At 66.8% G+C, this 14525-nt stretch carries 13 protein-coding genes; 8 read left to right on the top strand and 5 right to left on the bottom strand.

What is annotated here, in order from left to right; genetic code table 11:
- The first annotated feature begins 7 nt into the window (after positions 1-7).
- The 8 genes from OS124_RS24390 to OS124_RS0110985 are packed head-to-tail and all read left to right on the top strand — an operon-like array spanning position 8 to position 8721.
- The gene (locus tag OS124_RS24390; protein WP_010139662.1) at positions 8-910 is read left to right on the top strand and encodes a dihydrodipicolinate synthase family protein; all 903 of its coding nucleotides are present in this window, start codon (positions 8-10) and stop codon (positions 908-910) included.
- Positions 903-2072, top strand: a complete 1170-nt coding sequence (locus OS124_RS0111015) for a mandelate racemase/muconate lactonizing enzyme family protein (protein ID WP_010139660.1) — start codon at positions 903-905, stop codon at positions 2070-2072. Before OS124_RS24390 ends, OS124_RS0111015 begins: the two co-directional genes overlap by 8 nt.
- 28 nt (positions 2073-2100) lie before the next feature.
- Entirely contained in the window at positions 2101-3366 is a 1266-nt protein-coding gene (locus OS124_RS0111010; RefSeq protein ID WP_010139659.1) for an ABC transporter substrate-binding protein, read from the top strand.
- Between the two features lie 60 nt (positions 3367-3426).
- Entirely contained in the window at positions 3427-4320 is an 894-nt protein-coding gene (locus OS124_RS0111005; protein WP_010139658.1) for a carbohydrate ABC transporter permease, read from the top strand.
- Between the two features lie 9 nt (positions 4321-4329).
- A complete protein-coding gene (locus OS124_RS0111000; protein WP_010139657.1) occupies positions 4330-5163 on the top strand; it encodes a carbohydrate ABC transporter permease in 834 nt (277 codons plus the stop codon).
- A 13-nt stretch (positions 5164-5176) separates the two neighbouring features.
- Complete coding sequence (locus OS124_RS0110995; protein WP_010139656.1) at positions 5177-6307, top strand: ABC transporter ATP-binding protein; 1131 nt, start codon at positions 5177-5179, stop codon at positions 6305-6307.
- Positions 6308-6319: 12 nt separating this feature from the next.
- A complete protein-coding gene (locus OS124_RS0110990; RefSeq protein ID WP_010139654.1) occupies positions 6320-7999 on the top strand; it encodes an SMP-30/gluconolactonase/LRE family protein in 1680 nt (559 codons plus the stop codon).
- Positions 7996-8721: an SDR family NAD(P)-dependent oxidoreductase gene (locus OS124_RS0110985; RefSeq protein WP_010139653.1), complete on the top strand. Its 726-nt coding sequence runs from the start codon at positions 7996-7998 to the stop codon at positions 8719-8721. The genes OS124_RS0110990 and OS124_RS0110985 overlap by 4 nt, the downstream gene beginning before the upstream one ends.
- A 42-nt stretch (positions 8722-8763) precedes the next feature.
- Here OS124_RS0110985 and OS124_RS0110980 read toward each other — a convergent pair whose 3' ends face one another.
- The 5 genes from OS124_RS0110980 to arfA all read right to left on the bottom strand — a co-directional run bounded on the left by OS124_RS0110980 (position 8764) and on the right by arfA (position 14510).
- A complete protein-coding gene (locus tag OS124_RS0110980; protein ID WP_010139651.1) occupies positions 8764-9591 on the bottom strand; it encodes a carbohydrate ABC transporter permease in 828 nt (275 codons plus the stop codon).
- Positions 9588-10472, bottom strand: coding sequence for a carbohydrate ABC transporter permease (locus OS124_RS0110975; RefSeq protein ID WP_010139649.1), 885 nt, complete (start codon positions 10470-10472; stop codon positions 9588-9590). The genes OS124_RS0110980 and OS124_RS0110975 overlap by 4 nt, the downstream gene beginning before the upstream one ends.
- 70 nt (positions 10473-10542) lie before the next feature.
- Positions 10543-11823, bottom strand: a complete 1281-nt coding sequence (locus OS124_RS0110970) for an extracellular solute-binding protein (RefSeq protein WP_010139648.1) — start codon at positions 11821-11823, stop codon at positions 10543-10545.
- 29 nt (positions 11824-11852) lie between these two features.
- On the bottom strand, positions 11853-12941 hold the full coding sequence (locus tag OS124_RS0110965) for an ABC transporter ATP-binding protein (protein ID WP_029375353.1): 1089 nt from the start codon (positions 12939-12941) through the stop codon (positions 11853-11855).
- A 51-nt stretch (positions 12942-12992) separates the two neighbouring features.
- Positions 12993-14510 (bottom strand): arabinosylfuranosidase ArfA, encoded by a 1518-nt coding sequence (gene arfA, locus OS124_RS0110960; RefSeq protein WP_010139646.1) that lies wholly within the window; start codon positions 14508-14510, stop codon positions 12993-12995.
- Positions 14511-14525 lie beyond the last annotated feature (15 nt).

Below are 14525 nucleotides of genomic sequence, written 5' to 3'. Positions count from 1 at the left end.
GAATTAGATGAAAAGCAGTCTGGAAGGCGTCCTGCCGATCATCCCCACCCCCTATGCGGCGGACGGGTCCGTGGACATGCAGGCGCTGGCCGCTCTGGTCGATTTCGCGGTGGATGCGGGTGCGGCCGCGCTGGTCTATCCCGGCGTCGCCTCCGAGGACGTGCATCTCAGCCAAGAAGAGCGCGCGGCGGCCCTGACCCGGGTGGTCGAGGTGGCGGCGAAGCGCCTGCCGGTGCTGGCCGGTGTCAATGCTGCCGATCCCGCCGAGATGGTGGAGATCGCCCGCACCGTTGCCGGGCTGGGCGTCGACGGTGCCATGGCCATGGCGATCCCGGCCATGGGCCAGGATCACATCGCCTGGTTCACCCGAATCGCCGAGGCACTGGACGGCGGTTTCATCGTGCTGCAGAACCTCTTTGCCCCGCGCGGCGCCGACCTTTCGGCGGCGCAGATGCTGGAACTGGCCGAGGCCGTGCCGGCGATCCGCTACGTCAAGGAAGAGGGCGTGCCCTCGGGCCCCAAGGTCAGCGAGCTGGTCGCGGGCGGCTCGGCGCATCTGGATGGCGTGATCGGCGGCGGCGGGGCGCGCTACCTCTTCGAGGAGCTTGAGCGCGGCGCCATCGCCACCATGCCGGCCATCGAGCTGCTTGAACTTCACGTGGCGCTGATGGCGGCCTACAAGGCCGGAGACCGCGACCGCGCGCTGCGGCTCTACCGCGATACGCTGCCGCTGCTGCTGGTGCAGGCCCCCTACCGGATGCGGCTGACCAAGCTGATCCTGCAGAGCCGCGGCCTTGTCGCCACCGACATCGTGCGCGAGACCCTGCCCGAGATGGATGCCCCGCTGAAGGCGCTGGTGCTCGACTACTACCGCGTCGCGATGGCCAACCTGGAGATGGCAGATGCATGAGAAGATCACCTCCGTCGAGGTCTTTCTCTTCGAACGGCCCCGCGACACCGCCTATCTCGGCGCGCCGGGCACCGGAGAGGTGATGATCGGCGACCGCTACATCGTGCGCGGCTTCAACGGCACAGTCTATCCGCTGATCGACCGTTCGCTGGTGGTGCGGCTGCGCGATGCCTCGGGCCGCGAGGGCTGGGGCGAAACCTACGGGCTGATCGCGCCGGGCGCCGTGGCGGCGCTGATCCATGACCTGTTCGCGCCTTACCTGATGCAGCTGGCGCCGATGCGCCCGGATCAGGCCTGGGACGCGCTCTATGCGCTGCAACGCAATCGCGGCTACTGGGGCGGCTACCTGGCCGACGCCCTTGCGGCGCTGGATATCGCGCTGTGGGATCTCTTTGCCCAGGCGGGCGGACAGAGCCTGCAGGGCGCGCTTGGCCGTGCCGGGGCGGGGCAGCTTGCGGGCTATGTCTCGGGCCTGCCGGCGCCGGACCGCAGGGGCCGGATCGAGATGGCCGAGGCCTGGAAGGCGCGTGGTTTCGATGCGGTGAAGATCCCGATCAGCCACACCGAGGCCGGGGATGTCCCGGGTGAGGTTGCCGCCCTGCGCGCCGCGCTCGGGGCCGATCACCGCATCGCCGTGGACATGCACTGGGCCTATACCGCCGACGAAGCCGTGGCCCTCGGCGCCGCGCTGGAAGCCGATGCGCCCTGGTTCCTCGAAGCCCCCGTGGCGCCAGAGGACGTGGCGACACAGGCGCGGGTGGCGGCGGGCATTTCCATGCCGCTGGCCCTTGGCGAGGAGTGGCGCACCGACTGGGATTACCGGCCCCGCCTCGAGGCCCGCGCCTGTTCCATCGTCCAGCCCGAGATGGGGCACACCGGGATCACCCAGTTCACCCGCATTGCCCGCATGGCGCAGGGCGCGGGGGCCCAGATCATCCCCCATGCTACCATCGGCCTCGGCATCTTCGCCAGCGCCAGCCTGCGCGCCGCCCTCGCCATGGGCGCCGGGTGCCACGAGTTCCAGCATTCGATCTACACCCGCAATGCCGAGCTGCTGGACGGGGCCGCCCCCTGCAAGGACGGCCATTTCCATATCGACGACACGCCGGGGATCGGTGTGCGGCCCAACCGGGCGGCCTTCGATCACTTGACCCCGCTTTGATTGACCAAGGATGTTAGGAGGAGGACCTATGAAACATCTGAAGAAGACGGCCACCGCTGCGGCGCTGGCCCTGACCACCGCCCTTACCGCGCTGCCGGCCTCGGCCGAGACCCTGACCTTCGTCAGCTGGATGAAGGGGGAGCCGGGTTACGGCGACTGGTGGAACGAAGTCATCGCCAAGTTCGAGGAAGAGCACCCCGGCACCGAGATCGAGATGACCAAGGTCTCGCGCGGGGAGTATGCCGACACGATGTTCACCATGTTCGCCGGGGGCACCCCGCCGGATATCGTCCACCTCGCCGCCTTCGAATACCAGAGCTTCGCCCAGGAAGGCTGGATGGAAAACCTCGACCCCTGGATCGAGCGTGACGGGCTGAACCTCGACGGCTGGGCCGGGCAGGGCACCTGCGAATGGAATGGCAATACCAACTGCATCATGCTGCTCTACACGGCCTATATCCTAGCCTATAACGAGAAGCTGCTGGCCGATGCCGGGATCGACGCGGTGCCGACCGACTGGGACAGCTTCCTTGCGGCTGCGCGTGCGGCCACCAAGGACACCGACGGGGACGGTCAGACCGACCAGTACGGCGTCGGCGTGGCCAGCACCGGCGGCTCGAACATGATGCACGACATGCTGCACTTCGTCCTCGACGCGGGCGGCAACTGGACCGAGGACGGCAAGCCGGCCTTCGACAGCCCCGGCGTGATCGAGGGCCTGCGCCGCTTCAAGCAGCTCTATACCGAGGGCCTGACCCCCAAGGATGCCGAGGCTGGCGACATGCGTCAGCTGCTGGTCGAGGGCCGCATCGCCATGCGTCTGGATGGTCCCTGGATCTACAACGTGATGAAGGGCGCCGAAGAGGGGATCCGCGAGAACCTGAAGCTGTCCGAAAGCCCCTTCGATCCGCCGGTCGGCGGCACCTCGAACGTGATCGGTATGCCCTCGGACATCTCGGACGAGAAGAAAGAGCTGGTCTGGGACTTCATCAAGACCGCCGCCTCGCAGGAAATGCAGCAGCGCTTCGCCACGCTCGGCTCGTCCCCGGCGCCGATGCCCGGCCTCGACTACTCGGCCGAGATCGCGGCGGATCCCTACTTCGAGCTCTTCGCAAAGGCCAATGACGCAGCCGCCGCTGCGGGTGTCGACCGCCTGCCCAAGGGGCTGGAGCTTGAGTTCAACGAAGTCACGAAGCTTGTCTTCCGCGAAACCCAGCGGATGCTGATCAACGACCTCAGCCCGGAAGAGGCTGCGGCCAACATGCAGGCCGCCGTCGAGCGTATCGCGGACTGAGCCTGAAGGACTCCGGCGGCCGGGCCTTGCCCCCGGCCGCCGATCAACGGGAGGACCACAGTGATTGATTTCTCGTCGCCACGGCACAGGTCGAAATTCGGCTACCTGCTGCTGGCCCCGGCCGTGCTTCTCATGGCGCTCATCATCATCTACCCGATCCTGCTTTCGGTCGATATCTCGCTGCAGGACGTGCGCATTGCCCGCGTCGGCGCGGACCGCGAGGCCTGGACCCTCAAGAACTACGACTGGCTGTTCAACTCGGGCGAGTTCTGGAACGCGGTCTGGGTGACGGCGAAGATGGTGCTGACCGTCGGCGGCATCTCCCTGGTCATCGGGCTGGCCACGGCGCTGCTGGTCAACCAGCGCTTTCGCGGCCGCAGCCTGGCGCGGCTGTTCGTGGCGCTGCCCTGGGCCGTGCCCGAGGTCGTGGCCACGGTGATCTGGGCCTGGATGCTGGACAGCTCCTTCGGGGTGATCAACTGGCTGCTGCTGCGCGCGCACCTGATCTCCGAGCCGATCCAGTTCGCCTCCAACGCCACCGCCGCCTTCTTCGCCGTCTGCCTGGTGATGATCTGGAAGGGCTATCCGCTGATGTCGATCATGCTGCTGGCCGGGCTGCAATCCATCCCGGAAGAGCAGTACCAGGCCGCCCGCGTCGACGGTGCCAATGTCTGGAAACGCTTCATCTACGTCACCCTGCCGAACCTGGCACCCGTGATCGGCGTCACCGCCGTGATGACGACCCTCTGGGTCTTCCGCGACTTCGCCATCATCTACGTGCTGACCCAGGGCGGGCCCATCGGGGGCACCACTACCCTGTCGATCCTGACCTTCGAGCAGAGCTTCTCGTTCTTCAAGATGGGGCAGGGGGCTGCGGTCGGTGTCGTCACCATGATCATCTGTGCCGTGATCAGCCGCGCGCTGGTCGGCCGTTTCGCCAGCTCGGCACACTAGGAGACCCCGATGCAGAAACGCTCATTCCTGGGAAGCTTCGGCCTTTACGGCACGGTCATCGTGGTCTGCGGGCTGCTGCTGTTCCCGATCTACTGGATGGTGCTGACGGCGCTGTCGCCGCGCACGCAGCTGCGCAGCTACCCGCCCAAGTTCTGGCCCGAGGATCCGCAGTGGAACGTCTTTTCCGACCTGCTGGCGGCGCAGCCCTTCGGGCTGTGGATGTGGAACACCGTGCTGATCGCGGTGGCGACGATGATCCTGTCGCTGACCATCGGCGTGCTGGCCGCCTACGCCCTGTCGCGCCACCGGCTGCGCGGCGGGCAGGGGCTGGGGCTGTTCATCCTGACCTCCAAGATGCTGCCCGCGACCCTGCTGGTGATCCCGCTCTTTGCCATCTTCAAGTCGCTGGGGCTGGTCGGCTCGCTGTGGTCGGTGGTCATCGCCCAGTCTACGCTGATCGTGCCCTTCGCCACCTGGATGCTGAAAGGCTATTTCGACACCATCCCCGCCGAGCTGGAGCAGGCCGCCCTGGTCGACGGCTGCTCGCCGCTGGCGGCGCTGGTGCGGGTGGTGCTGCCGGTGGCGGCACCGGGGCTGGCAGCGACCTCGCTCTACGCCTTTGTCATCAGCTGGTCGGATTTCCTCTATGCCCGCACCTTCCTGACGACCTCGGAAAGCAAGTGGACGCTGAACGTCGGCATCGCCACGCTGAAGGGCGAATTCGTCACCGACTGGAACACCATCATGGCGGCCTCGCTGATGGCCGCGCTCCCGATCATCGGGGTCTATCTCTTCCTTGAACGCTATCTCGTGGGCGGCCTCTCGGCCGGCGCCGAGAAATAGAAGGGCCTTCAACGTGGCAAATATCCGTTTCAACAACGTGCAGAAATCCTACGGCCCCTTCCAGGCCATCCGCAATTTCGACCTCTCGGTCGAGGACGGCGACTTCTGCGTCTTCGTCGGGCCCTCGGGCTGCGGCAAGTCCACGGCGCTGAAGATGCTGGCCGGGCTCGAGGCCACCTCGGGCGGGACCATCGAGATCGGCGGCCGCGATGTCACCGACCTGGGCCCCGGCAAGCGCGACATCGCCATGGTGTTCCAGAACTACGCGCTTTACCCGCACATGACCGTGCGCGCCAACATCGGCTTCGGGCTGAAGATGCGCAACATGGACAAGGCGGAGATCAACGCCAAGGTCGAAGAGGCCGCCGCGATGCTCGAGCTGACCGACTATCTCGACCGCCGGCCCCGCGCCCTGTCGGGCGGGCAGCGCCAGCGGGTCGCCCTGGGCCGGGCCATCGTGCGCGAGCCCTCGGCCTTCCTGATGGACGAGCCGCTGTCGAACCTGGACGCCAAGCTGCGGGTGCAGACGCGGTCAGAGATCGTCAAGCTGCAGAAGCGTCTCGGCGTGACCACGATCTACGTCACCCACGACCAGGTCGAGGCGCTGACCATGGCCACCAAGATCGTCGTCATGCGCGGCGGGGTGATCCAGCAGATCGGCACCCCCGAGGACCTGTTCGAGACCCCGGCCAACCTCTTCGTGGCGGGCTTCATCGGCTCTCCGGGGATGAACTTCTTCCGCGGCCCGGTCGAGGTCGAGAACGGCCGCGCCGTGACCCGCTTCGGTGACCAGAAGGTGACGCTGAACGTCGCGCCGGAAAAGCTGTCGGGCACTCACGCGATCTTCGGCATCCGCCCCGAGCACATGGTGGTCGGCGACACCACCATGCCCGGCGCGCCCGTGGCCCTGTCGCTGGTGGAAAGCCTCGGGACCGAGAAGATCCTGCATTTCCCCACCCCCAAGGGCCAGGCGCTTGAGGGCGACACGGGCATCGAAGGCAGCGACGATGCCGAGCGCGACGCTCAGACCATGCTGGCCCGGGTGATCGACGACCGCCGCTACCGCGACGGGGAAACCGTGCATGTCGCTTTGCCCGAGGGCAAAGTTCATGTATTCGATCCCGATAGCCACGTGGCGCTTTGAACGGGGGCGGTCTTGCCGGATTTTGACAATATCGCAAAGCGTTACCCCGGCGCCGGGACCCTGGTGAAGGGCATCCAGCTGGTCGAGCTGATCGCCGAGGCGGGCGAGCCCGTCGGCTCGGGCTTCCTGCTGGAGCGCACCAAGCTGCCCAAGGCGACGCTCTATCGCCTGCTGGGGGCGCTGGTCGAATTCGGCTACGTCAAGCATGACACCCGCGCCAAGGCCTATTCGCTGGGCAACCGGATGATCGAACTGGGGCGCAGCTCGCTCTCCAGTTTCGACCTGCGCTCGGCCGCCGAGCATGAGCTGACGCGGCTGGCGGCGCAGCTCAACCAGACCGTTTCGCTGACGGTGATGGAGGGGCAGCAGATCATCTATGTCGATGTGCGCCGCCCCTCGAACCCGCTGGCGGTCAGCATCGAGGTCGGGCGCACGCTGCCGATGCCCGACAGCAGCTCTGGCCGGGCGATCATGGCCGCCATGCCCCCGCACGAGATGCAGGGCCTGCTGACCCGCTACGACGCCGAGGAACAGCATCGCATCCTGTCCGAGATCGCCATCAGCCGGGCCCGGGGCTATTCGATTGCCGAAAGCCGTTCGATCCCCGGGCTGATCGTGATCTCGGTCGAGGTCCACGGGCCGCCGGGCATGGGGCGGGGCGCCATCGCGCTGACCGCCCATGAAAGCGCCCTCAGCCACGAACAGCGCCATATCGTCGGACGCGACCTCATGGAGGCCGCCCGCCGCGTCATGGGCAATATCGGAACCGCCAGCGTGAGCATCTCTCCCAACCCCCGCCGCAACAGCCACATCGAGGAGGCGCTGGAATGCGTCCTGCCCGCCGGCGCCATCGTCGGCGAGGGCCCGGTCTGGGACGCCCGCCACGACCGCCTGCTCTGGGTCGACATCGCGGCCCCCGCAACGCACCGCTATGACCCGGCGCAGGGGCAGGGGGGCGACATCATGCGCCCGGCCAGCCGCCTGGTCTCGGGGGTGCTGCCCGCGACGGACGGCTCGCTGCTGGCCGTTACCCAGAACGGGATCGAGCTGCTGGACCCGGAAACGGGCCGCCTCTCGCCGGTCTACGACCCCGAGGCGCATCTGCCGTCGAACCGCTTCAACGATGCCAAGACCGACCGGCGGGGCCGGATCTGGGCGGGCAGCATGAGCCTTGATGCCTCGATGCCCTCGGGATCGCTCTACTGTTTCGACACCCTCGGCGCGGCGCGGGCCGTGGATGGCGGGTTCCAGGTCTCGAACGGCCTCGGCTGGAGCGCCGACGACAAGACCTTCTATTTCAACGACTCGGGCCTGGGCACGGTCTTTGCCTATGACTTCGACATCGAGGCGGGCAAGATCAGCAACCGGCGGGTGTTCCTGCAGTTCGACCCGAAGGACGGCAAGCCCGACGGCATGACCGTCGATGCCGAGGGCACGGTCTGGATCGCCCTCTGGGACGGCTGGCGGGTGGCGGGCTACCGCCCCGACGGCACCCTGCTGCGCGAGATCGACATGCCGGTGCCGCGTCCGACCTCCTGCTGCTTCGGCGGGCCGGATCTGAAGACGCTCTATATCACCACCGCCTCGATCCGCCTGCCTGCGGCGGTGCTGGAAGAGGCGCCGCTGTCGGGCGGCATCTTCGCCATCGACATGGAGGTGCCCGGCCAGCCCACCACCGAGGTGGCGCTATGAGCCCGACCTACCCCGAGTTCCGCGGTCGCCACGTGGTCGTCACCGGCGCGGCGGCGGGCATCGGCCTTGCCACCGCGCGGGCCTTCGCGGCGCAGGGCGCCATCGTCACCGGGCTGGACCGCGATGCGGCGCCGGGGGGCGAGGGGATCGACAATCATCGCATCGACCTGACCGAGCTGGACCGCCTGCCGGCCCTGATCGAAGGCGCCGTGGCAGCCCATGGCCCGGTGCGCGCGCTGGTCAACAATGCCGGTGTCGACCGCCGCATTCCCTTTGACGATCTGACGCCCGAGGTCTGGCGGCAGATGATGGCGCTGAACCTCGATCATGCGGTGATGCTGGCGGGGCTGGTGGCGCCCTCGATGGCCGGGGCGGGGGGCGGCGCGGTGGTCAGCCTGTCCTCGACCGCCTGGATGAAGCTGGCACCCAACCTGACCGCCTATCACACCGCCAAGGCAGGGATCATTGGCATGACCAAGGGGCTGGCCCGCGACCTCGGCGCGCGCGGCATCCGCGCCAATGCCATCGCTCCGGGCCGGGTGATGACCGAACGGGTCGAGGCGGGCATGGCCCCCGACTGGGTCGCCCAGACCCATGAGATCCAGTGCCTGAAGGACATGATCCGCCCCGCCGATATCGCCGATTGCGCGCTCTGGCTCAGCTCGGAGGCGGCGCGGATGCTGACCGGGCAGGTGATCGTCGTCGACGGCGGCGTGGTCTGACGCAGGGCGCGCGCCCGCAACGGGGCGCACGCCTGGCGTTGCTCAGCCCTTGACCCCTGCCGAGATCATCACCGCCTCGGTCACCCGTTTCTGGAACACCAGGTAGCCGATGATCACCGGTGCCGCTGCCAGCAGGGCCAGCGCCATCATCCGCGCATAGGCCACCCCGAAGGCGTCGTTGACCTGGGTGATGCCGACGGGGATCGTCATCATGTCCTCGCTCGTCACCACGAGGAAGGGCCAGAAGAAGTTGTTCCAGGCCGAGATGAAGGTGATGATCGCCAGGGCTGCCGTGATGCCCCAGTTGAGGGGCAGGTAGAGCTTGAACAGCAGGGTGAACTCTCCGCCGCCGTCCAGCACCACGGCCTCGCGCATCTCTTTAGGGATGGCGTCGAAGAACTGCTTGTAGACGATGATCACCACCGGCACGACGAGCTGGGGCAGGATGATCCCCCACCAGGTGTTGACCAGCCCGAGGTCGTTCATCAGCACGAACTGCGCCACGTAGAGCGCGGGCACCGGCACCATGAAGCTGCCCACGACGACCAGGTACAGCAACCGGCGGCCCGGGAAGCGCAGCTGCGACAGGGCGTAGGCGCACATCATCCCCGTCACCAGTACGATCACGGTGATGATCAGCGAGGTGCCGACCGAGTTCATGTACCACATCGGCAGCTTGGAATTGCCCAGGATCTCGCGGAAGGCGCCGAAGTTCAGCTCGTCCAGCAGCCAGCCCGAGCCATCCGAGACGATGCGGTTCTCGCTGCGCAGAGAGGTGGTCAGGGCCCAGTAGAGCGGGAAGGTCCAGATCGCCGCGGCGATCAGCACGAGGCCGGTGAAGGCGAGGGTGCGGGCCTGCTTCAGGGTCATTTGCGGCCTCCGAGACGCAGCAGCTGGAATTGCAGCACCGAGAGCACCACGATGAACAGGAACAGCACCATGGCGATGGCCGAGGCATAGCCGCCGTGGTTCAGCTGGAAGGCTTCCCGGTACATCTGCATCAGCACCACGTAGGAACGGTTGAAGGGGCCGCCGTTGGACAGCAGGTAGACCTGGTCGAAGAGCTTCAGCTGCAGGATCAGCTGCAGGGTCAGCACCAGCGCCGTGACCGGCCAGAGCAGCGGCCAGGTGACGCGCCAGAAGCGCTGCCAGGCGGTGGCGCCGTCCAGGGCGGCGGCCTCGTAGAGATCGGCGGGGATGTTGCGCAGCCCGGCGATCATCAGCAGCACGTTGAAGCCGTTGGTCCACCAGACCGTGACCACGGCGATCATCGGCATCACCCAGTAGGGGTTCTTGAAGACGGGAACCGGCTTGCCGGTGACGGCGGCGATCAGCGGTTGCAGGATGCCGAACTGGAAATCCAGCATCCAGGCCCAGATCATCGTCACCACCGAGACCGGCAGCACGTAGGGCAGGAAGAACAGCGTCAGGACAAGTGCCTGCATGCGGCCTTTCAGCTTGCTCACCGCCAGGGCGATCAGCAGGGCGATCACCGTGGTCGGGATCACCGTCAGCAGCACGAAGTAGAAGTTGTTCCAAAGCGAGGTGTGGAACAGCCGGTCGCCGAGAAGCTTGGTGTAATTGGCCAGGCCCACCCAGTTTCCGTCCCCGATCAGCGGCGCGTCGGTGAAGCTCAGCGCGATCACGCTGTAGGTGGGGTAGAGGAAGAAGGCGGTGAAGATGAACAGGAAGGGCGCGATCATCAGGAACGCCGCCCGGCGTTCGCGTCGCCTGCGCTTGGGTGTCAACATGGCGGCCTCCCCTCCGCTTGGGTCTTCAGGTGCCCGAGGGCCGCGCGTGGCGGCCCTCTGGCGGTCTTGGTCAGTCCAGCAGCGATTGCAGCTGGTCCTTCATCTGCGCCGCAGCGTCTTCCGGGCTGAGGAAACCATGAACAGCAGGGGCGATCAGATTGTCCACCGCGTCATAGACGGGCGAGGCCACGCCGGCGATCTTCGAGCGCGGATCGAAGGCCGCGTTCTTGGCCAGCGAGGCGTATGTGGCATTGGGCTGCAGCTCGGCATAGGCCTCGCTGTCAACGGTGGGCACATAGGCGGGGATATGGCCCGCATCGGCCCAGGCCATCGAGTGCTCTTCCATCCAGCCGATGACCGTCAGCACCGCCGCGCGGGTCTCGTCGGACATGTCGGGATTGGCCGGAATGGCGAAGGCGTGGCTGTCGGCCCAGGTGGCGGGCTGATCCAGCATCTGCGGCACCTCGTTGGCGAACCAGTCGAACCCGAGAGACCCGTCGGCGGCGGAGTCCTTGAAGGTCGGAACCTCCCAGACGCCATTGATGTGCAGCACCGACTTGCCGCCCGAGAACAGCGCCACCGACGCCTCGTAGGCGGCCTGCTCGGGGATCAGCCCCTCGGCGCGCCAGTCGGCCATGATCTGGATCGCCTTGGCGGCCTTGTCCAGGTTGTCGCCGGCCAGGACCTCGCCGTCGGTCAGCATCTCGCCGTCCTGCTGGCGCAGCAGGGTGTAGAAGACCCGCCAGGTGCCGCCGCCGCCCTCGGACTGGAAGGAGAGCGGATCGCTGAAGCCCTGCTCCTTGGCCCAGGTCAGCAGCGCGGTCATGTCCTCGACCGAGTTGATGCCGGTCAGGTTGCCGTCGGCGTCCAGCCATTCGGTGCCTTCCAGCGCGGTGCGGTTGTAGTAGGCGACGATGGCGTGGATGTCGAAGGGCACGGCCATCAGCTGGCCGTCGTCGGTCGAGGCGGCAGTGACCGCGGCCGGGAAGAAGTCATCGGTGCTGAGACCTGCCGTCTCCAGGTCTGCCGCGGTGATCGGCGACAGCACGCCCTCTTCCAGCGCCAGCGGCAGGCGCGACAGGTGATAGGTCATGATGTCGGGGCCCTGGCCGACGGCGACCGAGGTACGCACCTTGGTGTAGAAGGGCAGGCCCCATTCCAGCGTGGTGCCGCTGATCTTGATGTCGGGATGCTCGGCGTTGAACTCCTCGATCAACGCCTTCATCCGCACGCCGTCACCGCCTGCCAGGAAATCCCACCATTCGACCTCGACCTGCGCCATGGCCGGGGCGGCAAGCCCCATGGACAGGGCTGTTGCCGCGGCCAGTCTCGTCAATGTCTTCATCTTCATGTCTTCTCTCCTCCTCGTGAAAAACCATGCTAGCGAATGCGCGCGCCCGCCTCGTCGAAGACGAAGATGCGCGCGGGGTCGGGCGTCACCACTTGGGTGGTGCCGTTCATGTCGTGCCGGACGCCGGACTGCTGGAAGATCACCGGCTCGCCGCCCTCCAGCGTGCCGTGCTGATAGGACAGGCCGCCCAGTTCCTCGGCGACATCCACGGCGACGCGCAGGCCCGCGCCCTCGCTCAGCGAGAGGTGCTCGGGGCGGATGCCGAGGCTGACCTTGCTGCCCTCGGCGGGCGGGGCGGTCAGGGCGATGTCGAAGCTGAGGTCGGGCTGGCCGCCGAGCCGGGCGGTGATCCCGTCGGTGCGCTGTGCGGTCACGGTGGCGGACAGGAAGTTCATCGCCGGAGAGCCGATGAACCCCGCCACGAAGCGGTTGACCGGATCGTCATAAAGATCGAGCGGCGCGCCGGATTGCTGCACGTAACCACCTTGCAGCACGAAGATCTTGTCGGCCAGCGTCATCGCCTCGACCTGGTCGTGGGTGACATAGATCATCGTCGCGCCAAGCGCCTTGTGCAGCCGGGCCAGTTCCAGCCGCATCTGCACGCGCAGCTCGGCGTCGAGGTTCGACAGCGGCTCGTCGAACAGGAAGACCTCGGGCGCGCGCACGATGGCGCGGCCGATGGCGACCCGCTGGCGCTGGCCGCCCGACAGCTGCGCCGGCTTCTTGTCGAGATGATCGGTCAGCTGCAGGATCGCCGCGGCCTTCTCCACCTTCTCGCGCACCTCGGCCTTGGGGCGGCGCGCAAGGCGCAGGCTGAAGGCCATGTTCTCGAAGACCGACAGATGCGGATAAAGCGCATAGGACTGGAACACCATGGCCACGCCGCGATCGGCCGGATCCTCGTCGGTGACATCGCGGTCGCCGATCAGGATCTGGCCATCGGTGGTATCCTCGAGCCCGGCGACCATGCGCAGCAGCGTGGACTTGCCGCAACCCGACGGGCCGACGAAGACCGCGAACTCTCCGCGCTCGATGTCCATGTCCAACCCCCGGATCACCTCCAGCGGCCCGAAGCTCTTGCGGACTCCGCGCAGATGAACGCCTGTCGTTGCCTCCATGGCGGTGTCTCCCCCCTTGTTCATGTCCTTCAGATCATTGCCTCCCGCGGCTCATCCGACCGAGAGCCGGATCATCGAGTAGGAGAACGGCGGCAGCTCTCCCTTCAGCCCGCCATCGACCACGCCCAGCTTGTCCCCGGCGCGCGGCACGATGCGGAAGGGCTCGGCCTGGGTGTTGGCGGTGCGCGCGTCTGCGGCGTTGCCGCCCATGACCTGGTGGTCGATGATCTTCAGATCCGCGAAGCCATGCAGGGACAGGTCGACCTCCATCGCCTCTTCGGGGCTGCGGTTGATGGCAAACAGCGTGATCGAGGCCCCGTCGGGCGCCAGAACGGCAGCCACGTCGAGGTAGTTCACGTCCTGCGCCGCATCGGCGTCGTAGCGTGGCCCGTCGATGGCGACATTCAGCGCCGTGCCGCGGCCATGCAGGCTGGCGAACTGGTAGGGGTAGTAGATCGAGGTCGCCCAGGCGCTGCCGCCCCTGGTGGTGCGGATCGGCGCGATCACGTTCACCAGCTGCGCGATACAGGCGATCTTCACCCGGTCCGAGCGGCGGATGAACTCGTTCAGCAACCCGCCGACGAAGATCGCATCCTCGAGGTTGTAATCCTCTTCCAGCAGGGCAGGCGCCTCGGGCCAGTCCCAGGAGTGCCAGTTCTTGCTGTCCTGCTCGCGGTTGTGATACCAGACGTTCCACTCGTCGAAGCAGATGTAGATGTCGTTCTTGGCCCGCTTCTTGGCCTTCACGTAGTCGATGACCCCGGCGATGGACTGGATGTAGCGGCCCGTCTCCTCGATCTTGGCGAAGTAGTTCAGGCTGTTGCGGCTGGAGTTGCCGAAGTACTTGTGCAGCGAGATGTAGTCGACGTTCTCGTAGCACTCTTCCAGCACCTGGCGTTCCCAGTCGGGATAGGTCGGCATCTCGTCGTTGGAGGACCCGCAGACCACCGTTTCGATGCCGCCACCGAAGGCCTTGACCGCCTTCGAGGTCTCGTCCGCCAGGCGACCGTATTCCTTGGCCTCCATGTGACCGATCTGCCAGGGGCCGTCCATCTCGTTGCCCAGGCACCACATCTTCACGCCGTAGGGGTCGGCAACGCCGTGGCTGCGGCGCAGGTCGCTCCAATGGGTGCCGCCGGGGTGGTTGCAGTATTCGACGAAGTTACGCGCCTCCTCGATGCCCCGGGTGCCCAGGTTGACGGCCAGCATCATCTCGATATCGGCGTCCTTCGCCCATTGGGCGAATTCGTTGATGCCGACCTGGTTGGTCTCTTTCGAGCGCCAGGCGAGGTCCAGCCGCACGGGCCGGTCGGCCTGCGGGCCGATGCCGTCTTCCCACTTGTAGGCCGAGACGAAGTTGCCGCCGGGATAGCGGATGGCGGGGATCTTCAGCGCCCGCACCAGATCCAGCACGTCCTCGCGGAAGCCATGGGCATTTGCGGTCGGGTGATCCGGCTCGTAGATGCCGGTGTAGATCGCCCGGCCCATGTGCTCGATGAAGGCCGAGTACAGCCGGTCGTCGATCTGCGCGACGGTGAAATCCCTATGGATTGAGGCGCGGCCCTTCATGTTCCCTCCCAGGTC

Origin of the sequence: Oceanicola sp. S124 (assembly GCF_000220565.1) — a bacterium.
Classification (GTDB): domain Bacteria; phylum Pseudomonadota; class Alphaproteobacteria; order Rhodobacterales; family Rhodobacteraceae; genus Pseudooceanicola.
Note: the sequence above shows the minus strand (reverse complement) of the source record. Positions and strands in the feature narration are given on the sequence as shown.